Source organism: Colidextribacter sp. OB.20 (assembly GCF_009911595.1).
GTDB lineage: Bacteria > Bacillota > Clostridia > Oscillospirales > Oscillospiraceae > Lawsonibacter.
The window spans coordinates 36,732-59,749 of the sequence record NZ_QWKG01000024.1; the positions used below are offsets into that span (position 1 = coordinate 36,732).

General features: G+C 60.6%; 22 protein-coding genes. 10 read left to right on the forward strand and 12 right to left on the reverse strand.

Going from position 1 to position 23,018, the window contains the following annotated elements:
- Positions 1 to 21: 21 nt before the first annotated feature.
- Genes D1641_RS07800 through D1641_RS07810 form a run of 3 tightly spaced genes read right to left on the reverse strand, consistent with a single transcriptional unit; the run spans position 22 to position 3,074 of the window.
- Positions 22 to 861: a carbohydrate ABC transporter permease gene (locus D1641_RS07800; protein WP_160664379.1), complete on the reverse strand. Its 840-nt coding sequence runs from the start codon at positions 859 to 861 to the stop codon at positions 22 to 24.
- 12 nt (positions 862 to 873) lie between these two features.
- On the reverse strand, positions 874 to 1,761 hold the full coding sequence (locus D1641_RS07805; protein ID WP_347707401.1) for a sugar ABC transporter permease: 888 nt from the start codon (positions 1,759 to 1,761) through the stop codon (positions 874 to 876).
- 14 nt (positions 1,762 to 1,775) lie between these two features.
- A complete protein-coding gene (locus tag D1641_RS07810) occupies positions 1,776 to 3,074 on the reverse strand; it encodes a sugar ABC transporter substrate-binding protein (protein WP_160664381.1) in 1,299 nt (432 codons plus the stop codon).
- A 423-nt stretch (positions 3,075 to 3,497) separates the two neighbouring features.
- Between D1641_RS07810 and D1641_RS07815 the strand changes: the two genes are divergently transcribed.
- The 4 genes from D1641_RS07815 to D1641_RS07830 all read left to right on the forward strand — a co-directional run bounded on the left by D1641_RS07815 (position 3,498) and on the right by D1641_RS07830 (position 6,254).
- Positions 3,498 to 3,947, forward strand: a complete 450-nt coding sequence (locus D1641_RS07815; RefSeq protein WP_160664383.1) for a helix-turn-helix transcriptional regulator — start codon at positions 3,498 to 3,500, stop codon at positions 3,945 to 3,947.
- Positions 3,948 to 3,962: 15 nt separating this feature from the next.
- Complete coding sequence (locus D1641_RS07820) at positions 3,963 to 4,364, forward strand: hypothetical protein (RefSeq protein ID WP_160664385.1); 402 nt, start codon at positions 3,963 to 3,965, stop codon at positions 4,362 to 4,364.
- Between the two features lie 37 nt (positions 4,365 to 4,401).
- Positions 4,402 to 5,922 (forward strand): hypothetical protein, encoded by a 1,521-nt coding sequence (locus D1641_RS07825; protein ID WP_160664387.1) that lies wholly within the window; start codon positions 4,402 to 4,404, stop codon positions 5,920 to 5,922.
- Between the two features lie 113 nt (positions 5,923 to 6,035).
- Positions 6,036 to 6,254, forward strand: coding sequence for a hypothetical protein (locus D1641_RS07830; protein WP_160664389.1), 219 nt, complete (start codon positions 6,036 to 6,038; stop codon positions 6,252 to 6,254).
- 58 nt (positions 6,255 to 6,312) lie between these two features.
- Here D1641_RS07830 and D1641_RS07835 read toward each other — a convergent pair whose 3' ends face one another.
- Positions 6,313 to 7,827 (reverse strand): Na+/H+ antiporter NhaC family protein, encoded by a 1,515-nt coding sequence (locus D1641_RS07835; RefSeq protein ID WP_160664391.1) that lies wholly within the window; start codon positions 7,825 to 7,827, stop codon positions 6,313 to 6,315.
- Between the two features lie 327 nt (positions 7,828 to 8,154).
- Here D1641_RS07835 and D1641_RS07840 point away from each other — a divergent pair, with 327 nt between their 5' ends.
- Both D1641_RS07840 and ptsP read left to right on the forward strand, forming a co-directional pair.
- Complete coding sequence (locus D1641_RS07840; RefSeq protein ID WP_160664393.1) at positions 8,155 to 8,418, forward strand: HPr family phosphocarrier protein; 264 nt, start codon at positions 8,155 to 8,157, stop codon at positions 8,416 to 8,418.
- A 66-nt stretch (positions 8,419 to 8,484) separates the two neighbouring features.
- Entirely contained in the window at positions 8,485 to 10,140 is a 1,656-nt protein-coding gene (gene ptsP, locus D1641_RS07845; protein WP_160664395.1) for a phosphoenolpyruvate--protein phosphotransferase, read from the forward strand.
- A 58-nt stretch (positions 10,141 to 10,198) separates the two neighbouring features.
- Here the strand turns inward: ptsP and D1641_RS07850 are convergent, their stop codons facing one another.
- The 3 genes from D1641_RS07850 to D1641_RS07860 form a co-directional block, all read right to left on the reverse strand.
- Positions 10,199 to 11,350: a hypothetical protein gene (locus D1641_RS07850; RefSeq protein WP_160664397.1), complete on the reverse strand. Its 1,152-nt coding sequence runs from the start codon at positions 11,348 to 11,350 to the stop codon at positions 10,199 to 10,201.
- A gap of 119 nt (positions 11,351 to 11,469) precedes the next feature.
- Complete coding sequence (gene hisD, locus D1641_RS07855) at positions 11,470 to 12,735, reverse strand: histidinol dehydrogenase (protein ID WP_160664399.1); 1,266 nt, start codon at positions 12,733 to 12,735, stop codon at positions 11,470 to 11,472.
- Positions 12,736 to 12,746: 11 nt separating this feature from the next.
- A complete protein-coding gene (locus tag D1641_RS07860) occupies positions 12,747 to 13,154 on the reverse strand; it encodes an RbsD/FucU family protein (RefSeq protein ID WP_160664401.1) in 408 nt (135 codons plus the stop codon).
- A 224-nt stretch (positions 13,155 to 13,378) separates the two neighbouring features.
- Between D1641_RS07860 and D1641_RS07865 the strand changes: the two genes are divergently transcribed.
- Both D1641_RS07865 and D1641_RS07870 read left to right on the forward strand, forming a co-directional pair.
- Positions 13,379 to 14,275 carry a dihydrodipicolinate synthase family protein gene (locus D1641_RS07865; protein ID WP_160664403.1) on the forward strand — a complete coding sequence of 299 codons (897 nt, stop codon included), beginning with the start codon at positions 13,379 to 13,381 and terminating at the stop codon, positions 14,273 to 14,275.
- 121 nt (positions 14,276 to 14,396) lie between these two features.
- Positions 14,397 to 15,563, forward strand: a complete 1,167-nt coding sequence (locus D1641_RS07870; RefSeq protein WP_160664405.1) for an MFS transporter — start codon at positions 14,397 to 14,399, stop codon at positions 15,561 to 15,563.
- Positions 15,564 to 15,597: 34 nt separating this feature from the next.
- On the opposite strand, the gene D1641_RS07875 is transcribed toward D1641_RS07870, so the two are convergent.
- Positions 15,598 to 16,404 (reverse strand): NAD(P)-binding domain-containing protein, encoded by an 807-nt coding sequence (locus tag D1641_RS07875; protein WP_160664407.1) that lies wholly within the window; start codon positions 16,402 to 16,404, stop codon positions 15,598 to 15,600.
- Between the two features lie 103 nt (positions 16,405 to 16,507).
- Positions 16,508 to 17,668, reverse strand: coding sequence for a mannitol-1-phosphate 5-dehydrogenase (locus D1641_RS07880; protein WP_160664409.1), 1,161 nt, complete (start codon positions 17,666 to 17,668; stop codon positions 16,508 to 16,510).
- A gap of 393 nt (positions 17,669 to 18,061) precedes the next feature.
- Between D1641_RS07880 and D1641_RS07885 the strand changes: the two genes are divergently transcribed.
- Both D1641_RS07885 and D1641_RS07890 read left to right on the forward strand, forming a co-directional pair.
- Positions 18,062 to 18,805 (forward strand): DeoR/GlpR family DNA-binding transcription regulator, encoded by a 744-nt coding sequence (locus tag D1641_RS07885; RefSeq protein WP_160664411.1) that lies wholly within the window; start codon positions 18,062 to 18,064, stop codon positions 18,803 to 18,805.
- 72 nt (positions 18,806 to 18,877) lie between these two features.
- A complete protein-coding gene (locus D1641_RS07890) occupies positions 18,878 to 20,785 on the forward strand; it encodes a PTS mannitol transporter subunit IICBA (RefSeq protein WP_160664413.1) in 1,908 nt (635 codons plus the stop codon).
- A gap of 124 nt (positions 20,786 to 20,909) precedes the next feature.
- Here the strand turns inward: D1641_RS07890 and D1641_RS07895 are convergent, their stop codons facing one another.
- Genes D1641_RS07895 through D1641_RS07905 form a run of 3 tightly spaced genes read right to left on the reverse strand, consistent with a single transcriptional unit; the run spans position 20,910 to position 22,791 of the window.
- Entirely contained in the window at positions 20,910 to 21,707 is a 798-nt protein-coding gene (locus D1641_RS07895; RefSeq protein WP_160664415.1) for a hypothetical protein, read from the reverse strand.
- Complete coding sequence (locus D1641_RS07900; RefSeq protein WP_160664417.1) at positions 21,707 to 22,432, reverse strand: ABC transporter ATP-binding protein; 726 nt, start codon at positions 22,430 to 22,432, stop codon at positions 21,707 to 21,709. The genes D1641_RS07895 and D1641_RS07900 overlap by 1 nt, the downstream gene beginning before the upstream one ends.
- Positions 22,429 to 22,791 (reverse strand): GntR family transcriptional regulator, encoded by a 363-nt coding sequence (locus D1641_RS07905; protein WP_160664419.1) that lies wholly within the window; start codon positions 22,789 to 22,791, stop codon positions 22,429 to 22,431. The genes D1641_RS07900 and D1641_RS07905 overlap by 4 nt, the downstream gene beginning before the upstream one ends.
- Between the last annotated feature and the right edge of the window lie 227 nt (positions 22,792 to 23,018).

Here is a 23,018-nt window from a genome sequence, read left to right on the forward strand (position 1 = left end):
GGGAGAGAAAAGAGAGGAGGCTTATTTACCGCCGGTGGAGGCGATGCCCTCGATGAACTGGCGCTGGAAGATCAGGTAAAGGATTACCATGGGCAGCATAGCCAGCAGGGAGCCTGCCATCAGCACGGGGAAGTTGGTGGTGAACTGGCCGCGGAGGGTGGCCAGGCCGGAGGAGAGGGTCATCATGTTCAGGTCGGAGTTGACCACCAGGGGCCACATCAGGTCGCTGTAAGCGAACACGGCGGTGAAGATGGTCAGGGCGGCCACGGAGGTGCCGGTGAGGGGGAACATGACCTTATAGAAGGTCTGCCACTGGTTGCAGCCGTCTAAGTACGCAGCCTCGCCGATCTCCTTGGGGATGCCCATATAGGTCTGCCGCAGGAAGAACACGCCGAAAGCGCTGACGATGCCGGGGAAGACCAGGGCGAAGATGGTGTTGGCCATGCCCATTTTCGCCACCATCTGATACTGGGGGATGATGAAGATCTGGCTGGGCAGAGACATCTGCACCAGGATGATGCCGAAGAGCAGCTTCTTGCCCCGGAAGTTCAGCATGGCGAAGGCGTAGCCCGCCATGGAGCTGAAGGCCACAGCGCAGATCACCCGGAAGAAGATCAGCAGTCCGGTGTTCAGATACAGCTTGAGGAAGGGCAGGCTCTTCATGGCGTCCCCGAAGTTGGTGGTGATTATCTCCTTGGGGAAGATGGTGGGAGGCACCTCCATGCTCTCGGGGACGGTCTTGAGGCTGGTGAGGATCATCCACACAAAGGGGAAGATCATAATGAGTGCGCCGAGGATCAGCGCGGCGTAGGTAAGGACGGTCAGGCGCTTCCGGGAGGCCTCTAAAGAACGGTTTTTCATCTTTTTTCCTCCTTACACATCGTAGTTGACCCACTTCTTCTGGCCGTAGAACTGGATGACGGTAATCATGCCGATGAGCAGGACGGTCCAGATGACGATGGCGGAGCCGATGCCGCGGCTGCCGGCGATGAAGGACTCCCGATAGAACAGATACATCAGGCTCTGCACGCTGGTGACGGCGGGATTGGTGTCCTCCACCATCATATAAATCAGGTCATAGACCTTGACGGCGGACATCAGGCGCATAATCATGACCACGAACAGTGTGGGGGAGACCATGGGCAGGGTGACGGTGAAGAACTGCTTCACCTTGCCGGCGCCGTCGATGCTGTTGGCCTCGTAGAGGGTCTTGGGGATGTTCTGAAGCCCGGCCAGCAGGAGGACGGCGTCGTAGCCGATGTTGCTCCAGATGGCCACGATGGCGCAGGAAACCATGACGATCTTGGGGTCGGTGATCCAGCCCACGTGGGCGCCGAAGAGCTGGTTGAGAATGCCGTACTCGCCGTTGAAAATCCAGCGCCACACCATGGTGACGGCGGCGGGGGCGCAGACCATGGGCAGGAAGAAAATGGTCCGGAAGCCGCCCTTGAACTTGATTTTGGCGTTCAGAAGCATAGCCACCAGCAGGGACAGGAACAGCCCCAGGGGGACGGTGAGAATACAGAACAGGATGGTGTTCCAGGTGGCCTTCCAGAACTCAGGGGTCTGGAAGATTTCAGCGTAGTTGGCCAGGCCGATGAATTTATAGTGGCCGAAGCCCAGGTGCTCGCAGAAGCTGGTGTAGATGGTCTGGACGAAGGGCCAGATATTCAGCACCACCAGACCGACGATGGTGGGGGCCACCATAATCCAGGCCCAGTTCTCTTCCCGCCGGGCGGCGGGGGACAGTTTGTTGTTCACCCAAAGCCCTCCTCTCAGTCGCCCGCCAATTTCTTGGCGGTCTCGGTATCCACGATTTGCTGCATGTTGGCAAGGGCGCTGTCCAGGTTCTGCTGGCCGTTATAGACCTTGTTCAGCTCATCCAGGACGGGGCTCTTCCACTTGGGCTTGGCGGAGTTGTTCACGTTCTGCACGCCGTACTCAAACTGGTCCATGACCATTTCCACATTGATGTCATAGCCGGCCTTGTCGAAGGCGTCGAAGTAGGGCTGCTCGGTGCCGTTGTAGGCGGAAATGGCCGCGCCGTAGGAGCTGGCCAGCAGCTGGGCCTCCTCGGTGCCGAAGAACTTGATCACATCCAGGGCGACGTCCCGGGTCTTGCCGTGGGCGGCGGTGGAGTAGCACAGGCCGTTGGAGATGGTGGCCCGGCCGTCGCCGCTGACGGGGTCGGGGCACTTGGGCATGGGGGCGATGTCCCACTTGCCGTCCATATTGGGGAAGTTGATGCACTTGTTCATCAGCTCCCAGTTGCCCTCGATGTACATGGAGCCGATCTCGGAGAAGAAGGCGGTGCCGGGAGCAGTCTCAGCGAAGTAGGCCTGATTGGGGCACCAGTCGTAGCTCTGCAGGCCCACATAGAACTCCATGCCCTTTTTGGTGCCGGGCTGGTCGAAGCCGGCTTTGGTGAAATCCTCGTTCAAAATGTACCCGCCGGCCTGATAGACAAAGCTCCAATAGCCCATCTGATCGTCGTTATAGGCCATGTAGCCGTATTTGCCGGTTTTGTCGTAGATGGTCTGGGAGGCGTTGACCAGGTCGTCCCAGGTCCAGCTCTCGTCGGGGTAGGCCACCCCGGCGGCGTCGAACATCTCCTTATTATATACAAGGAAGATGTTGTCCTTGTCCTTGGGCACGCCGTACATCCGGCCGTCGCTGCCCTGGGCGTTGCCGATGGAGATCTCGGAAAAATGGTTCTGGTAGTAGCTGGGGTCCTCGTCGGCGTAGAGGTCGGTCACGTCGGCCAGCATGCCGAAATCGGAGTAGTACAAAATCTGGTTGGTGTGCATCCAGAAGATGTCCGGCATGGTGTTGGACTCGGCGGCGGCCTCCAGCTTGGTCCAGTACTCGTTCCAGCTGGTCACCTGCACCTCAATCTCCACGTCGGGGTGCTTGGCGGTGTAGGCGTCGCAGATGGCCTGCATACTGTCGCGCTGGGCCACGTCCCAGATTTGGAACTTGAGGTGGGTTTTGCCGTCTGAGGCGCCGCATCCGGCCAGAGACAGCAGCAGTGCGATGGCCAGAAGGAACGCGCTGACACGGGAAAATCTCTTCATAACTCCACTCCTCTGCTTCTTCATTGTGATTACCGCGGTTCTGCCAGCATCATAATACTATTTCCGGCTCTGTGTAAATGGGCGGGGTTTTACGAAATATACCCAGATGTCGCACAACACGCTTTGAGAGCAGGTGAAGTGACATCCGGGTATATTTCGCGAAGATTCATTAAAAATGCACAGTTTGGCGAGTTTTGATTTGTATAAAACGTCAAAACGGGTCTTTGGGCGCCGGGAGACATGGGACAGGGGCGGGAGCATATGGCTCAATGTGCGTTCCTGCGGCGGGGCCCCTTCGTTGACAGGGACCCGGGGGCGTGATATGATGGTTCCCACGTAAAGGGTGGTTTACATGGGAAATTTGTTAAAAAATGCCGATGTAAACCGGAGTTGATAGAGGTTTTGGGAAAGGAGTGCTATGATATGGACATTGGACAGAGACTTCGTCAGGTCAGAACGGTACAAGGAATGTCTCAGGAGGCGCTGGCGGAAAAGCTGGACGTCTCCCGCCAGACGATCTCCAAGTGGGAGAACGGTGCGGCCTATCCGTCGGGGGAAAACCTGGCCGCGCTGAGCGAGGTGTTCGGTCTGCCGGTGGAGGCGTTGATTCACGACGGCTGGACGCCGCCGGAACAACCGGAGCCGGTAATTGTAGAGGTGCCGGTGGAGGTTCCTGTCCCCGCGCCCAGAAACTACCGCCTGTGGGCACTGGTGATTGCAATCCTGGTTGCGGTGGGGATTGCGATAGGGGCGCTGGGTTACCGTTTCTGGTCTGCAGCTCCTGTTTCAAATCATGAAGTGAAAGTGGAGGTGATAGACCCGGCGACGTTGGGAAGCGGTGTTCCGTTTCTCCCGTTTGAAGACGACCTATGAGAGGAGGTGAGAAAAATGAGACTGAGACGGTTGGGAGCGGCGCTGCTGACCTGTCTGGTGATATTCAGCTTTGCCGCGCTGCCGGCCAGTGCGGTGTCAGTCCCCGGTGACACTGCTGTAGTGACGCGTGCAGGTGGACGGGTAAATCACACTATTTCTAAAAACTCTATTATACCTATAGGCACAGAGTTCTACCTGGAAAAAGGAGATAAGATTACCTTCGACTGTACCTATACGCCCAAGTCAGCCAGTGTTGATTTTGGCTACATTGATTCCGACTACGCATTTCAGTATCTGAATTGCACCAGCGGGAGCATTTATAAAGCGCTTGAAGCTACTAAAAGCGGGCAGTACACCATCGCCATCCGCAACAACGAGGACTACGCAGTTACGGTAAAAGGAACCATCAAGTATTGACGAAAACAGGATTTATGAACGATGAAAGGAGTTCAATATGAAAAACAGACGTTTTTTCCAGAAGCTTATTGCAGTTCTGCTGCTGGCCGCGCTGGCCTGTCCCATCGGCGTCAACGCCATGGCCGTTGAGGAGTGGGAATCCACCAAAACCACCTATCGCTACGCGGGCTATACCTACGACGCCTGGACCATTCTGTATAAGGACAACGACGGAAGATATCGCAGCAGCTCCTGGATTCAGGAACAGAACAATTCCCCTCTGCCCGCCAAGTATATCGGCGTCTCTGCGGAGATTCGCAACACGTCGGGGAAAATTTTGATAAGCAGGCCGGTCAAGTACAACGCGGCCGCAGAGAGCTGGATTTGGCAGGAGACCAGCTCCGCCAGAGGAGAGGGCACGATTTATTCCACCGGCAAGGCATATCTGTCCAACGGGAGCCAATCGGTGGAGTACGACCTGCCGAGGAGCGCTAATGTGAGCACCGGGCGCTGGGCCGCCGCCTTCCAGGCCCTCGCGGAGGAGACGCTGACCGCCGAGGGGACCTATCCCGTCAACGCCAAGGGCCAGACCTACGGCTCCGCCGCCCTGTCCAAGGTTGTGGGCTATGAGCCCGACCTTCTGGCCGCCGTGGGCATCGACGGCGTGGATGGCTATATCCTCCGGACCGACGTGCGCCCCGAGCTGAACACCTTCGAGGAAATCTGCGCCTACGAGAAGGCCATGGACGCCCGGACCGACTGCACCATCCCCCTGTTTGACGCGGAGGGAAATGAGATCGGCCGCTTCCAGTACGGCGAGAAGGTGGAGACCTCCGACGATGTGAAGCGCACCCTCGACTGGCTGGAGCAGGAAAAGCAGAAGTATATGGAGCAGGTCCGGGAGGATATCCGGGAGCGCCGGGACGTGGTTGAGGTACTGCAAAACGGCGTGGATGGCTATTGCCGCAGAAAAGATATGGACCCCTCGTGGGGCCTTTCCTTCGAGCAGCTCTCTGAATATGTTGAGGTGCAGGATACCATAACCTATTTTGCCGCCCCCATCTATGACGGCGACGGCAACAAAATCGGCATGTTTGATATGAGCGGCCCCTCGACCCCCTCGCCCGAGACCCAGCGGATCATTGACCGTCTGACCGCGGAGCAGGCGGCGGTCCTCAACCAGGAGGAGCGCAAGATCACCGACCTCCAGGCCCTTGCGGAGAAGGCGCTGACCGCCAAGGGGATTTACCCCGTCAACGCCAAGGGCCAGACCTACGGCCCCGCCGCCCTGTCCGAGCTTGTGGGCTATGAGCCCGACCTGCTGGCCGCTGTGGGCATCGGCGGTGTGGATGGCTATATCCTCCGGACCGACGTGCACCCTGAGCTGAACACCTTTGAGGAAATTTGCGCCTACGAGGAGGCCATGGCCGCCCGGACCGACTGCACCATCCCCCTGTTTGACGCGGAGGGGAATGAGATTGGCCGCTTCCAGTACGGGGAGAAGCTGGAGCCCTCCGAGGATGTGAGGCGCACCATCGACAGGCTGGAGCAGGAGAAGCAGGCGGCCCGCGCCCGGTAACATGGAGTTATAGGGTTAAAACAGCGGGAGCGCCCGGTTAGGGGGCGCTCCCGCATACAGGCGCCGGACCATCAGGGATTGACTTGTGACTTATGAAGAAAAGACGGTACTTTATGAAAAAAATAATTAATCTGGCCCTGGTCACTTGCATGGTGGTACTTCTTGCCCGCATTCCAACGAGGCTTGCGGAGGCCAAAGAGATATATCTGCTCCATCCGGAGTGGAGCGCATCGCTGGAAGCACGGTATCAATACGTGATCTACCCCCGTGTTTTCCTTGTCCTTGTGCTGATTGTCATTTTGTTCTTCTACAACCGGACCAAGAGGAAATAAGCGGCCAGATTGTTCAGATAGGAAGGGAGCGCCCCGGTGAGGCGCTCCTTTTGCGTATTTAACCGGCCTGCCGTCCCGGCACGGCCGTTTTTCTCCGCTCCCAGAGGACCACAGCGGCGAAGGCGGCGAAGAGCAGAGCCGCCGAGACGGAGAGGGTGATCCAGGGGTTTTGGGTGAACCCGGCCACCAGATACCCGGCGAAGCACACCCCGGCCACCAGGGTGGCGTAGGGCAGCTGGGTCTCCACGTGGCGCAGGTGCTCGCACTGGGCCCCAGTGGAGGAGAGGATGGAGGTGTCGGAGATGGGGGAGCAGTGGTCGCCGTACACCGACCCGGCCAGGGTGGCCCCCAGGGCGGGAATGAGGACGGCGGCGCCCTCCTCCCCGGCGCAGAGCATGGACACAATGGGCAGCAGGATGCCGAAGGTCCCCCAGGCCGTCCCGGTGGAGAAGGACAGGAAGGCGGCCACGACAAAGACGATGGCGGGCAGGAAGGCGAAGGGCAGGTCCACCACGGCCACAAAGTCGCTGACAAAGCGGCCCGTGCCGATCATCTCCCGGCACACGCCCCCCAGGGCCCAGGCCAGGATCAGGATGGTGAGGGCGGGGATCATGGTTTTGATGCCGTCGATGACGCCCTCCATAAACTGGCGCACCGTCATAATTTTCCGGGGGACATACAGGGCCAGGGCCGCGAGGAGCCCGGCGAAGGTGCCCAGGGTGAGGCCCGCGGTGGGGTTCTCCCCGATGGCCCGGGTGAAGGATACCCCGTCAAAGTAGCCGCCCACATAGGCCATGCCCAGAATGGCGCAGACGATGAGGGTGAGGATGGGGGCCGCCAGGTCGATTACCCTCCCCTTTCCGGAGACGGACTCCGCCTCTGCCCCCTGGGGCGCTTCCCGGCCGGCCAGCTCCGCCGCCCGCATGGGGCCGAAGTCGAAGTCGGTCACGCTGAGGAAGAACACCATCACCAGGGTGAGGATGGCGTAGAGGTTATAGGGGATCGTCCGGACGAAGGCGTTCAGGCCGCCGGCCTCCTCCACCTCAGAGGCCACCGCCACCGCCCAGCTGGAGATGGGGGCGATGATGCACACCGGGGCGGCGGTGGAGTCCAGAATGTAGGCCAGCTTTTCCCGGGAAACCCGGCACTTGTCGGCGATGGGCCGCATGACGGTGCCCACGGTGAGGCAGTTGAAGCCGTCGTCCACAAAGACCAGCAGGCCCAGCAGGGAGGTGGTCAGCTTGGCCCCCACGGGGGTGCTGATCCGCCGGCCCGCCCACCGGCCGTAGGCGGCGGAGCCCCCCGACCGGGTGACAATCACCACCAGCGAGCCCAGCAGTACCAGGAAGATAATCATATAGCCGTTTTCCCCAATTTTGGCGGCGATCATGTCGAACACATAGGTGACCGCCGTCAGCAGGTCACCTCCGGCGGCATAGCAGTATACGCACATGCCGGAAAAGATCCCCAGAAAAAGGGAGGAGTATACCTCCTTGCTGATCAGGGCCAGCGTAATCGCAATCACCGGAGGCAGAATGGACATCCACCCCGCCTCTACCATTTCTAATGACATAAGGACGTTCTCCTGTTCTTGATTTCTTGAACAGATTATATCGGCTTTTTCATAAGAAATCAATCTTAAAAAGAGGAAAAGACATTTTTTGTGAAAAAGCTTCTTTTTGCTGCCCGCTTCGGCAGAATATGGTACAATGACCATAATATTTTCCGGAGGAATGGAGGAGCGGTTATGTGTTCTTGCGCTCAGATAATAAACCTCATAAAGAAAATAACAGATGATCCTCAAAGTGAAGTACAAGACAAATAACAGTATGGAGATTGATTTTTCACGGTCTTTGTGGTATAATATAAACCAGCTTATTTCTTGAAAGGAGCATTCACTATGAAACAGTTCCAATACACCATTACTGACCCCGTAGGCATCCACGCCCGTCCCGCCGGCCTGCTGGCCAAGGCGGCCAAGGCGCTGGACAGCACTGTCACCATCACCAAGGCCGACGGCAGCAAATCCGCCGCAGCCACCAAGCTCATGGCCCTGATGGGAATGGGCATCAAGACGGGCGAGACCGTCACCGTCACGGTGGAGGGCGGCAACGAGGAGGCCAACTGCGCCGCCGTTGAGCAGTTCTTCAAGGAAAATCTGTAAGCGCCATTCAGGGGCGTCCGCCTCCGGGCGGACGCCCCTGGTACTACTATTTAGGAGGGAACACCCATGATTTTGATGCAGGGAAAAGGGGTCTCCAGAGGCGTAGCCAGCGGCCCGATTTTTTTCTTCCAGCGCCCCGACACCACCATTTCTGACGCTCCCGCCGCCGACATCGAGGCGGAGAAGGCCCGCATTGCCGCCGCCCAGGAGAAGTCCGTGGAGCAGCTCAACGCCCTGGCGGACAAGGCCCGGGAGGAGGCGGGGGATGAGACCGCCATCCTCTTCGAGACCCACGCCATGTTCGTGGAGGACGAGGACTATGTGGATTGCATGATGAACGCCCTGGAGGAGCGGCACTGCACCGCCGAGAAGGCGGTGGAGCTGGCCGGCGAGGAGTTCTCCGCCATGCTGGCCGCCATGGACGACCCCTACATGCAGGGCCGGGCCGCCGACATCAAGGACGTCACCCGGCGCATCCTCAACAACCTGATGGGAATTGCTGACGGCGGTATCGACTCCGAGGAGCCGGTCATCCTGGCCGCCGACGACCTGGCCCCCTCCGAGACTCTCCAGCTGGACAAGTCAAAGATTCTGGGCTTTATTACCCGGGGCGGCTCAGGCAACAGCCACACCGCCATCCTGGCCCGGACCATGGGCATCCCCGCCATCTGCGGCCTGGGCGACGCCCTCAAGGAGGACCAGGGCGGCAGGATGGCCTACATCGACGGCGAGACCGGCCAGGTGGCCATCGAGCCCGACGAGATCACCCTGTCCATGTTCCAATCCAAGCTGGAAAAGCAGATGGAGCTGAAGGAGCTTATGGAGACCATGAAGGGCCAGGAGGACGTGACCCTGGACGGACGGAACATCATGGTCTACTGCAACATCGGCAACCCCGGGGACGTACCCGCCGTTGTGGCCAACGACGGCCAGGGCATCGGCCTGTTCCGCTCTGAGTTCCTGTATCTGGCCTCCAGCGACTACCCCACCGAGGAGGCCCAGTTCCAGGCCTACAAGGAGGTGGCCGCCGCCATGGGGGGCAAGCGGGTGGTCATCCGCACCCTGGACATCGGCGCCGACAAGCAGGTGGGTTACTTCGACCTCCAGAAGGAGGAGAACCCCGCTCTGGGCGTCCGGGCCATCCGCATCTGCCTGAACCGGCCTGAGGTGTTCCGCACCCAGCTGCGGGCCCTGTACCGGGCCTCCGCCTATGGCAAGGTGGCCATCATGTTCCCCATGATTACCTCCGTGTGGGAGGTGAAGGAGTGCAAGCGGGCCTGCCAGAAGGTGATGGCCGAGCTGGAGGCCGAGGGCGTCCCCTATAACAAGGAGACCGAGATCGGCATCATGATCGAGACTCCCGCCTCCGTCTTTGTGGCGGAGGAGCTGGCAAAGGAGGTTGACTTCTTCTCGGTTGGCACCAACGACCTGACCCAGTACACCCTGGCCTGCGACCGTCAGGCCAACGACCTGGGCAAGTTCTTCGATCCCCACCATCCCGCTGTCCTCCGGGCCCTGAAGATTGCCACAGACGCCGCCCACAAGGCGGGCATCTGGATCGGCATCTGCGGCGAGCTGGGGGCCGACCTGACCCTGCTGGAGACCTTCCTTGCCATCGGCATCGACGAGCTGTCGGTGTCTCCCTCCTCGGTGCTCCCCCTCCGGGCGGAGATCCGCAAGTCCATCGCCAAGACGTGCACCCTGGAGATGCTGGAGTGCTGAGCCTGATCGGCCATTTTTGCAGAAGCAGCGCCCGCCTCTTTTTTGAGGCGGGCGCCGCTTATTTTTTGCTTTTTGATTTTAGCTCCCCGAGGGAAGAGAGAAGAATCGGAATAATAATCACGGTGGACAGCAGCTCAAAAAAGCGTGAGCAGGGGTCGTCGCTTCCGAGGTAGACAAACAGCGCCATATCCAGTATTAGGAGTTCCAGAACCGCGGCTACCTCACAGAAGCGGATGCTGTTTGTCCTGATTCGCTCAGGGTCAAGCAACCCGTGGAAGCGTATGGTAATCCGCATCAGCGCCAGCCACCATAAATATTGCAGGGCATAGCACAGTTCCTGAGCATATGCTTTGACTTGACTGCCCAAAAACCCTGCCGCCAGCAGGCAAAAGCGGATAATGCCAGCTTGCGCCCCTTCTTTGTCTACCGTTTGGGCTATTTGACGCAGGAACTGCTCCCGGTTCCGCTGCTTTTTCTCCACCCCGTTTATGTTTGCCTGTAGCATGTCGGGGTCCTTTTTAAGAAATATAAAAGCGGTGATAAGATATGTGTTGACAAAATAACAGAACAGCACGGCCAGCAAATAGAGCAGGAGCAGGATCAGCGCGAGAATGAGGGAGAATGTGCTTTCCGGGAACTGGGTATTTCGATACACAAACCCGACGGTTTTTGTATTTGTGCTGAAAAGCAGGAGCAGACAAATGATAGTTGGAAGTACAACAGGCTCTAAAAATTCAGATAGAGTACCGGGAACGGATTTTTGCCTGTATTGAAGATACATGGCTAAAATTCTAACTATGACATTGAGGCCATAAAGAAGCACAAATACTTTCAGGCAGACGAGAAAAATTTCCATTCCTGTTTTTACATAAAGGGTCAAAAGCAGTGCCTGAATACCAAACAGGAGGGGAGTTATGTAGAAACCATTATATGAAACAGAAATATCGCTGCTGTCCAGCTCTCCGATGTCATCCATGATATTCAGCGCTCTGCCTGTCGCCAATTTACTGAATTTTGACAGAACAAACATGCTGCTGATCGCTCCGATGAGCACAGTTATGAACAATAGATCGGTCCATATCCGGGTCATGCAATCCAAATCGTCTGTCATAGCTGCTATATTTCGAAACAAAGATACAAATTGTAATATAAGTGGGACAATTAAGAGAATATACAAAATAGACGCTTTCAGTATTTTTAAGAGCCTCATAGCTGTCCTCCCGCGGTGAATGGTGAAAAGGACGGGCCTCTTCGGGAAGAAAAAGGGCCGCGAAGCCTTTGAGCTTGCAGCCCCTTTGATTGAGAAGCTTCACAGGCCGGGCGCTGTCTCTACAGCAGCTCCAGCCGGATCTCAGCGGCCCGGGAGTGGGCGGCCAGCCCTTCGCCGCTGGCCATCCGGGCGGCCAGGGGGGCAATCTCCCCCATGGCACCCCGCCGGCAGCGCTGGAAGGTGCACACCTTTAAAAAAGTGCCAACCCAGAGCCCCCCGGTGTACCGGGCGGCCCCCATGGTGGGCAGGGTGTGGTTGGGCCCAGAGGCGTAGTCCCCCAGCACCTCGCCGGCCTCCTGACCGATGAACAGGGAGCCGAAATTAACCAGCCTGTCCAGGATGCTCTCGTCCCGGACCATAACCTCCAGGTGCTCGGGGGCCCGGCGGTTGGCGAGGTCCGCCGCCTCCTCCAGGGTGCCGGCCAGGATGACCTCGCCGTACCGCTCCCAGGAGGCCCGGGCGATGTCCGCCGTCTCCAGCCCCTCCAGCTGGGCCTCCACCTCACGGAGGACGGCCTGTCCCAGACTGCGGTCGGTGGTGACCAGAATGCCCTGGGCCAGCCGGTCGTGCTCCGACTGGGCCAGCATATCGGCGGCCAGGACGCGGGGGTCGGCGCTGCCGTCGGCGATGGCCATCACCTCGCTGGGCCCGGCCACAAAGTCGATACCCACCTGACCGAAGCACTGGCGCTTGGCCTCGGCCACATACTGGTTGCCCGGCCCCACGATCACGTCCACCGGCTGGATGCTCCCGGTGCCGTAGGCCAGGGCGGCGATGGCCTGGGCCCCGCCCATGGCATAGATCTCATCCGCTCCGGCGATGTCCATGGCGGCCAGAGTCTTATAGTGGATGGAGTCCGTCCCCTTCACCACCGGGGCGCAGGCGGCTACCCGCCCCACCCCCGCCGCCTTGGCGGGGACAATGAGCATCAGGGCGGTGGAAAACAGGGGATAGGCCCCTCCGGGAACATAGCAGCCGCAGGAGCTGACGGGGATAACCCGGTGGCCCAGGCAGGCCCCCTCCACATTGGAGAAGTCCTCCAGTCCGGACAGGCACCCCTTCTGGGCCAGGGCGAAGGCCCGGATGTGGCCGGCGGCCCGCTCCAGGTCGTCCAGCTCCTGAGGGGTGAGCCTGGCCCGGGCGGCGTCGACCTCCTCCCGGCTCACCCGCAGGGCGGTCCGGACGGAGCCGTCGAAGCGGACGCCGTACTCCGCCAGGACCTCGTCCCCCCGGCTGCGCACATTCCGGATGATCTCCGCCACTCGCTCCCGCACGGCCTCCTCCTCCCCGGCGGGCCGGGGGGCGGCCTGTTTCAGATATTCCACAGGGATACCCCTCAGGCTACGCCGACGGTGATGAGCAGGTTGGCAAAGACCCGCTTCTCCCCGGTGGAGATAGCCAGACGGACGCCGGGCTGGCAGCAGGCGTCGTAGAACTCATAGCGGCCCAGCTTGGACAGCTCCATGCCGTCCAGCATGGACTGAAATTCCCCAAAAATCTCCGGAGTGGTGCCGTCGGCGGGGGCCATGACCTCGGCCTTTTCGATGTTTATCGCGCTCTGGATGGCGGCCAGCACATCGGTGACGGTGGGCAGGCCGGGGGTCAGGCCCAGGTAGACGGTCTTGGCGTCGCCGGTCTTGGAATCCAGGGGATAGTTGCCGTCGGCAATGAGCACCTTGTCCCCGTGGCCGCACAGGGCCAGGGCCGCCATGATGTCGGGGTGAATCAGTTTTCCTTTCAGCATAAAAAAGCTCCTCTCTGGCATGAAAATAGTTCAGAGGCCCGGCGCTCTGCCGCCCTCCCGGATATCAGTCTTTGCGTCCCCTATTATACAAAACATTGAAATAAGATGCAATAGGCAAAAATCCGCCGGGGCTCTTGACAAGGACGGCATTCGGGAGTAAAATTGCACCATAGACATCGGACGTCATACATCCGAACCGACTGAGAGATAGGAGGATTTGAATCATGGTAAATGTGAAAGCAGAGCAGCTGTCCCGGATCTGGTCCGCCCTGATTACCCCCACCCGGGAGGACGAGAGCGTCAACTATGAGGCGCTGGAGCGGATTGTGGACCTTCAGATTCAGGACGGCGTCGAGGGCTTCTACTGCTGCGGCTCCTCCGGCGAGGGCCTGCTGCTCACCCTGGAGGAGCGCAAGCGGGTGCTGGAGCACGTGGTGAGGGCGGCCGGCGGCCGGGTGCCCGTCATCTCCCACGTGGGCACCATCCGCACCCGGGACGTCATCGACCTGGCCCGGCACGCCATGTCTGCCGGGGCGCTGGCGGTGTCTATGATCCCGCCCTACTACTACAAATTCTCCATGGACGAGATCATAACCTACTATGAGGACGTGATCCGGGCCCTGCCCGATGTGCCCGCCATTGTCTACAACATCCCCCAGTTCACCGGGGTGGAGTTCTCCAAGGACAACGCCGGCCGGCTGCTGGCCAACGAGAACATCGTGGGCATCAAGCACACCTCCACCAACCTGTACAGCCTGGAGCGCATGGGCCAGGCCTTCCCGGGCAAGGCCCTGATCAACGGCTTTGACGAGCAGCTGCTGGGGGCCCTGTCCATGGGGGCCTGCGCCACCATCGGCACTACGGTCAACCTCTTTACCCCCCTGTTCCTCAAGGTGCGCGCCGCCTTCCAGGCGGGGGATATGGCGGAGGCCTGTCGCTGGCAGCGGGCCATCAACCTGCGGGTGGAGGGGGCTGTCAAGGTGGGCATCTTCAACGCCATGAAGTACGGCTGGACTCTGCGGGGGGTGGACTGCGGCTTTTGCCGCGCCCCCTTCAAGCCCCTTGACGAGGCCGCCCGGCGGGCCGTGGCCGAGCTGATGGCCCTCCCCCTGGAACCCTGACTCCCGAAAAACAGCCGGGCGGGCGCCGATTGGCGCCCGCCCGATTTTTTCTCTTGCATATTCTCGCGGGATGCGCTATGATGGTGGCGTTTTCCGATTCTGACGCGAGAGGTGTTTTTGTATGTCCCTTCTTCTGGCCATCATCTACCTGGCCTTTATCAGCCTGGGCCTGCCCGATTCCCTGCTGGGCTCGGCCTGGCCCTCCATGTACGGCCCGCTGGGGGTTCCCATGTCCTATGCCGGAATTATCTCCATGATTATCTCCGGGGGCACCATTGTCTCCAGCCTGCTCAGTGACCGGCTGACCAAAAAGCTGGGGGCGGGAAGGGTGACTGCCGTCAGCGTGGGGATGACCGCAGTGGCCCTGGCGGGCTTCTCGGTGAGCCCCACCTTCTGGATGCTGTGTCTGTGGGCGGTGCCCTACGGCCTGGGGGCGGGCAGTGTGGATGCGGCGCTGAACAACTATGTGGCCCTCCACTACGCCAGCCGGCACATGAGCTGGCTGCACTGCATGTGGGGTCTGGGGGCCACAGCCGGCCCGTACATTATGGGCTATGCCCTCACCGCCGGGATGGGCTGGCAGGGGGGCTATCGGATTATCAGCATTCTTCAGGCGGGCCTGACGGTAGCCATCATCGCCAGCCTGCCCATGTGGAAAACCCGCTCCGGCGAAGGGGCGGAGGAGTCCGGCCCCGCCAGGGCCCTCACCCTCCGGGAGATTGTCCGCATCCCCGGTGCAAAGGCGGTGATGATTACCTTCTTCTGCTACTGCGCCCTGGAGCAGACCGCCGGCCTGTGGGCCAGCAGCTACCTGGTTCTCCAGAAGGGGGTGCCGCCCGAGACGGCGGCCAGCTTCGCCGGGCTGTTTTTCATCGGCATCACCGTCGGCCGGGCGGTGAGCGGCTTTCTGACCATCCGGCTGAACGACCGGCAGATGGTCCGGCTGGGTCAGGCCATCATCGCCGTTGGCATTGTATCCCTCCTTCTTCCTGTGGGGGAGGGGGCGGCCCTGGTGGGGCTGATCCTCATCGGGCTGGGCTGCGCCCCCATCTATCCCTGCGTCATCCACTCTACCCCCGACCACTTCGGCCCGGAGAACTCCCAGGCCCTCATAGGAGTCCAGATGGCCAGCGCCTATCTGGGCGTGTGCGTCATGCCTCCGCTGTTCGGCCTCGCCGCCGCCCATATCACGGCGGCCCTGCTCCCCGGCTATCTTCTGCTTTTGCTGGCCGTCATGGCGGTCATGCACCAGCGGCTGCTGCGGGTCAGCGGACCGGCCCGCAGTTAAAAATATCCGGGATCATACAAAATCCCGGATTCTTTTATAGCTGGGGCTTGGGGATGTTGGCGGCCAGCCGCTGGATGGCGGGCTCCATGGCCTGAGCCCACATGTCGAAGCCCTCCCGCTGGGCCAGGAGGTCCTTCACCATGTAGTTGATGCCCCCGGGGGTGGCGGTGGCGGCCATGCGGTGGAGGCCCTCGGCGTCCAGCCCGGCGGCCTCCTGACACACCGCCCCGAAAAAGCTGGTGACATACTGGGCGGCCAGCTCCCGGGGCACCCCCTGGCTGGCGGACCACTGGCTCAGGGTGTCCATCAGGGTGAAGAAGGGGGCCACGCAGCCGGTGACGGCGGCCAGTACGGCGGCGTGGTACCGCTCCTCCAGCTGGACGACCTTTCCGATGTGACCAAAGATTTCCGCCGCCTCGCCGTTGGGAGGGGACAGGACGATGGGCCCGTCGCAGAAGGCGTTGAAGGTGAGGGGGACCATGTGGCACAGGACGGCGGTATCACCGATCCACTCCCGGATCTGGGGCAGGGTCTTGTCCGACATAAAGTTGATGACCTTGTGGTCGGGTCGGAAGCGCAGGGAGCGGCAGACCTCCTCCCCGGCGCCGGGCAGGACGGCCAGCATCACCCAGTCGGAGCGATCTGTCACCTCCTGCATGCTCTCTGCCACCGTGACCCGGCCGGGGTAGGCGGCCCTCAGCCGCTCGGAGTTCTTCCGGCTCCGGGGAGAGAGGACGATGGGGTAGGGGGTCTCTGCGGCACGGGCACAGAATCCGGTGACCAGGGCGGTGGTCAGGGTGCCGGTGCCGATAAAGCCGAGGGTGGGCAGACTGTTTTTCATAGCATATCCTCCCAAATAATAAATAGTCCGAAATCTGCCCCCATTATACTCCAAAGGAGCCGCTGAATCAACCGAGTGATTCAGCGGCTCCTGCCAATATTTTTTATTTTTTGCACAGGCTCAGAGCCCGGTACACGTCCAGGATGCGGCCGAAGAGGGGCTCCTGGGGCTTCAGGCCGGTGTACTCCTCCAGGGCCTTCTCCACGCCCTTGGTCTCGATGGTCTCCATCAGCTGGGTGCTCTGCTCGTCCTCGGGGCAGCTGAAATGAAGGGCGGCGGCTGCGCCAAAGATCAGGTGGTCCACGGGCAGGCCGTAGCTGTAGGCGGTCATCAGGGGCTTGACCAGCCGGTCGGTGGGGGCCAGCTTGCGGATGGGCTCCCGGGCCACACGCTGGGTCTCGTCGGCCAGGAAGGGGTTCTGGAAGCGGGCGAAGATGCGCTCGATATAGGCGTGATGGGCGTCGGCGTCGAAGCCGAACTTGCGGATCAGGCCCTCGCCGCTCTCATACATGGCCTGGCGGACCAGGGCGCCGATGGCGGGGTCGGCAATGCTCTCCACAATGGTTCTGTACCCCTTCAGGGTGCCCAGATAGGCGCAGATGGCGTGCCCGCTGTTCAGGGTGAAGAGCTTGCGCTCCAGATAGGCGTCCAGGTTGTCCACCCAGCCCAGGCCCTGGATGTCGGGCAGCTCGCCCTTCCAGCCGCCCTTCTCCACATCCCACTCGGTGTACTGCTCCACCGCCACGTCCAGGGGGTTCTCGAAGGAGGCCTTGGGGACGATGCGGTCCACGGCGCAGTCGGCGAAGCCCACATACTCCCTGGCGTAGGCCTGCTCCTCCTCGCTCAGGTGGGAGTAGACGGACTCCCGCAGCTGGCTGGTACCCCGGATGGCGTTCTCGCAGGCCACGATGTTGAGAATCTGGGTGCTTCTCCTGGCCTTCCGGGCCTGGATGCCGGCGGCAATGGGCTTGGCTACGATGGGCAGGATGCGCAGGCCCACGGCGGTGGTGATGATGTCGCAGTCCCCGGCGATGGCCTCGGCCAGCTCGGGGCCAGCGGAGGAGATGCCGCTGATATTGGTGACGGTCCACTGGTCCTGCTCTCTGTCCTGAATGTGGACGGTGTAGCTCCCCCGCTCATTGATGGCGGAGATCAGATTTTCCGCCACGTCGGCGAAGGTCACATGGTAGCCGCTCTTCTCCAGCAGAGCCCCGATAAAGCCCCGGCCGATGTTGCCCGCGCCAATCATAATTGCCTGTTTCATAGGGATGATCGCTCCTTTTTATAACAGTTTTGAGAATTTCCGGCTTCTTGCTGTGTTATTGCCAATAGTATAGCATTCCCGCCCAGACTGTGCAAGACGGGAAAATACCGAAAAAATTCGATAAAAAACAAGCAAAATCCGTCAAATGAGCGATTATGACGAATTTGAGGTTTTTTAAACCTGACCCATCCTGGAAAAGAAGCCCGGAAAGAGGGCGGAGGGCGCGTATTTTGGGGGAACTGTCCGGATTTGTCGAAGTGAACAAAAACAAAGAGAGAGTTTTGTGTATAAATTGAGGCGAAAACGGGTTGACATCTTTTTCCCATTGTGTTAGTATTTGGTCAGTCAAAACCAATCAACAAAGCAAAAACAATCAAGAAAGGAGGAATCACCATGCTGGCGGAACAGAGGCTGAGAACCATTTTGCATCAGGTATCCCAGCGGCAGACGGTCAGTGTGGCGGACCTGTGCCAGCTGACGGGGGCGTCGGAGGCCACCATCCGCCGGGACCTGAATGGCCTGGCCCGCCAGGGCAAGCTGGTCAAGATCCACGGCGGGGCCACCAGCCTGGAGGAGGAGGAGTTTCTGGCCAGAGAGCCCGACCTGGCTACCAAGCAGCGCTACGCCCGGGAAAAGGAGCGCATTGGCCGCTACGCCGCCACCCTGATCGGGGACGATGACGTGGTCTATCTGGACACGGGCACCACCGTCCTGCACATGGCGGAGCATCTGAAGGGCTCCAACGCTCTGTTTGTCACCAGCAGCATCGAGTTTGCCGCCCGGCTCACAGAGTACAGCCTCCACATCTATGTACTGGGCGGCGCCCTGAAGCTGGGGACGGTGGACATTGTGGGGGCGGAGGCGCTGGACGCCCTGCGGCGGTACAATTTCACCAAGGTGTTTCTGGGCACCAGCGGCATCAGCGTCAGCCAGGGCTTCACCACCCCTGACCCGGAGGCGGCGGCGCTGAAATTTTTAGCCGCCTCCCGGGCCCAGACGGTGTACATGCTGGCCGACTCCAGCAAGTTCGGCCGGGTGACGGCGGCCACCATCCTGCCCCTGGAGGGGGCGCGGATCATTACCGACAAGCTGCCCGACCGCAAATACCTGGACTGCACCGACATTGTCGCGGTGTGATGCGCCCGGCTTTTCCCCGCAGTTCCAAGCAGCGCAATGAGAAAGGAAAAAGGAAAGAAAGGAAGTATTTTCGTGAAAGAACACGTACAGAAATTTGGCCGGTTCCTCAGCGGAATGGTCATGCCCAACATTGGGGCCTTCATCGCCTGGGGTCTGATCGCCGCCCTGTTCATCCCGGACGGCTGGCTGGGCAAGTGGGGTCCCGCCGCCACCATCAACACCATGGTGGGCCCCATGCTCTCCTACCTGCTGCCCATCCTCATCGGCTACACCGGCGGCAAGGCGGTGGGCGGCCAGAAGGGAGCCGTCGCCGGTGCCCTGGCTACCCTGGGCGCCATCGCCTCCACAAGCAGCACCATGTTCATCGGCGCCATGATCTGCGGCCCGCTGGGCGGCTGGTGCATCAAGAAGTTTGACGAGAAGATGGAGGGCCACATCCCCGCTGGCTTCGAGATGGTGGTCAACAACTTCTCTGTGGGCATTATCGGCGGCGTGCTGGCCGTGCTGTCTATCTTTATCATCGGCCCGGCCTGCGTGAAGATCACCGACGTGCTGGGCGCCGGGGTGGAGTTTTTGGTGAGCCACAGCCTGCTGCCCCTCACCGCCGTGCTGGTGGAGCCGGCCAAGGTGCTCTTCCTGAACAACGCCATCAACCACGGCGTATTCACCCCTATCGGCACCGCCCAGGCCCTGGAGACGGGCAAGTCCATCCTCTTCATGATTGAGTCCAACCCCGGCCCCGGCCTGGGACTGCTGCTGGCCTACTGCGTGGCCGGCAAGGGTGAGACCCGTTCCTCCGCCGGCGCTGCCACCATCATTCAGTTTGTGGGCGGCATTCACGAGATCTACTTCCCCTATATCCTGATGAACCCCATCGTCATCCTGGGCCCCATGCTGGGCAATGTGGCCGGCATCTTCACCCTGTCCGTCCTGGACGGCGGCCTGGTGGCTGCCGCCTCCCCCGGCTCCATCATCGCCGAGACCCTGATGACCCCTCCCGGAGGCTATGTGGCCAACTTCGCCGGCATCGGCGTGGCCGCAGTGGTCAGCTTTGCCATCTCGGTGTTCCTGCTGAAGTTCTTCGGCAAGGACGCCAGCCTTGAGGAGGCCCAGGCCCAGGTGGCCGCCAGCAAGGCCGCCTCCAAGGGCCAGGCCGGCTCCACCGGCGCTGCGGCGACCGGCGCCTCCGTGAACATGAGTGCCGTGAAGAAGATCGTCTTTGCCTGCGACGCGGGCATGGGCTCCTCCGCCATGGGCGCCACCATGCTGCGCAACAAGCTGAAGGACGCCGGCATCACCGACATCGAGGTGGTCCACGCCCCGGTCAGCGAGATTCCTGGCGACTGCCAGATCGTCGTCACCCACCACGAGCTGGCCCACCGGGCTGTAGCCAGCAACCCCAGCGCCCGGGTGGTCCCCATCCAGAACTTTATGGGCGCTCCCGAGTACGCCATGCTGGTAGACGAGCTGACGGCCGCCCGCAGCGGCAAGGCCGCTCCCGCCCCCGCCGCCGCAGAGGCCGAGGAGAAGCCCGCCGCCCCCGGCGCTATCCTGCTGGAGCAGAAGAACATCGTCCTCAACTGTAAGACGGTCACCCCTGAGGAGGCCATCCGCGCCTGCGGAAAGCTGATGGTGGACAGCGGCTACTGCACCGAGGGCTATGTCCAGGGCATGATCGAGCGCAACGCCGGCTTCCCTGTGGCCATCGGCAGCCATGTGGCTATCCCCCACGGCACCAACGAGTCCCGGGAGTTCATCCAGAAGACTGGCCTGGTGGTCATGACCTACCCCGAGGGCATCGTCTGGGGAGAGGATGAGGAGCTGGTCCGCCTGGTGATTGGCATTGCCTCCACCGGCGAGGAGCACTTGGATATCCTCAACCGGATCGTAGAGGTCTGCGAGACCGAGGAGGACACCGACGCCCTGGTGGACAGCGCCACGGTGGAGGAGCTGTACAGGAAGCTGAACGGCCTGTCCTGAGCCCGGCCAAGCGCGCCTGAATCACGGAGCGCATCCCCGTAAGGCTCTTTTGGCAAAGGGGCCTTGGCTCCGCGGGGGCAAGAAAAATGAGAACCGGCCCGATCAAAGCATCGGGCCGGTTTTTTCACTCCAGATTCAGCTTATTTTCCAGAATCCAGCACACCACAGCCAGAAAGGCGGCGGCGGGAATGAGCATAATGGCGCTGGCGGTGAGCATGGAGCCGTAGACGTTGACAGTAGCCATGTTCATCAGAGCCTGTACGAAGCGGACGGAGAACACCCGCCCATATATATTCACAATCAAGATATACAGTCCGATGAATACGGCCACGCTGATGAGCTGCCGGTGGCGGGAGAACAGGTGCCCCACGGCCATAGCCAGATACATGGACGCGATAAAGAGCACCAGCAGGGAGAGGATTACCAGGCAGAATTCCGCCAACAGGACCAGCACGCCGGGGTGCTTCATGACTCCATGAAAAATTCCCCGGAAAGCTTCCGACCAGAAGGAGAACTGTATCAGCTCAAGCCAGTTCACAGGGGCCATGATGAAGGGGGACAAAAGGGCCACCACCCCGCAGCCTATCCAGGTGACGGTTCCGCAGATCAGCTTGGACAGCACCAGCTCCCAGGGCCGGACGGGGAGAGTATGCATCAAATAGCCCTCATTGCCCAGCAGTCCCTTGGAGAAGCGGTTGACGACAAATCCAATCGCGATGACGAACATGGCAGCCAGAACGGCTATAAAGGCGAAAATCGTAATGCCTGAGGCGGTGGTATCGCTGAGGCCGATAACGTGGTCGTCCACATCCCAAAAAATACTAAACCGATTCACCAGGGCCAGTACCAGTGCCGCCCCCCAGATGAGGGAAAACTGCTTCCACATGGCCCGGAAGTCGTATTTTAACAGCTTAAACAGCATCAGAACTCTCCTCCTTCCATGGGCTCCGCCCGGAAAATCTCCCGGAAGAGGGCGTCCACGCTCCTGCCCTCCTTCTCCCGGATGGTGTCCACTGTCTCGTGGAGCATGATTTTCCCCTCCTTGAGAAAGACAGCCTCGTCCAGCACCCGCTCCACGTCGGAGATCAGGTGGGTGGAGATGAGGACGGTGCCCTCCTCGTTGTAGTTGGTCAAAATGGTGCGCAGGATGAAGTCCCGGGCCGCCGGGTCCACCCCGGCGATGGGTTCGTCCAGCAGGTAGAGCCTGGCGTTCCGGGCCATGACCAGCACCAGCTGGACCTTCTCCTTGGTGCCCTTGGACATGGCCTTCAGCCGGTCATGGGGCTCCACTCCCAGGGAATGGCACATGTCGATGGCCTTCTCGTACTCAAAATCGCTGTAAAAGTCCCGGAACAGGTCGAACAGATCTACCGCCTTCATCCAGTCGGCGAAGTACATCCGGTCAGGCAGATAGCTCACCACCGATTTGGTATAGGGCCCGATGGCGGAGCCGTCGATTTCCAGCTCGCCCCGGGTGGGCTGGAGCAGGCCGCACAGCAGCTTGATGAGTGTGGTCTTGCCGCTGCCGTTGGGCCCCAGCAGGCCCACAATCCGCCCCGGTCCCACCTCCAGGTCCACCCCGCACAGGGCGGGGCGCAGGCCGTAGGACTTATACAGCCCCCGGCACTCGATCAGGTTTTCGCTCATGATGTTTCCTCCTCCCGCAAAAGGGACGCGGCCCGGTCCCGGTCGTAGCCCAGGGCGGCCATGGCGTCCAGATATTGGCGAATGATGGCTTGGGCCTCGCTCCGGCGCACCCGGTCCAGGATGACCGTGTCCTGGGTCACCAGCCGGCCGGCGGTGCGGTCGGCCCTGGCAAGGCCGTCCAGCTCCAGCTGGGCCAGAGCCCGCTGCATGGTGTTGGGATTCACCCCCGCCTGAGCCGCCAGCTCCCGCACCGAAGGCAGTCTGCTCCCCGGGGGATAGACCCCGGTGATGATCCGCCGGGTGAGCTGCTGGGCCAGCTGCTGCCAGATGGGCCGGTCGTCGTCCAGCTTCCACTCCATTGACGTCTCTCCTCTGTATTATTGTATTATGCGATTAATACAATAATACATGTGGGACGGTTTGTCAACCCCCTTTCGCAAAAAAATTTGGGCCGCCCCAGCCGGGGCGGCCCTTGCGGGTTTATGGCAATCATCAGAACGCGTAATACTGTGCAGGGGCGATAATCAGCAGTAATTTGCCTCGTATAATAAGATTTGCAGATGATTTAGAGTGGATCTGCTTAGTC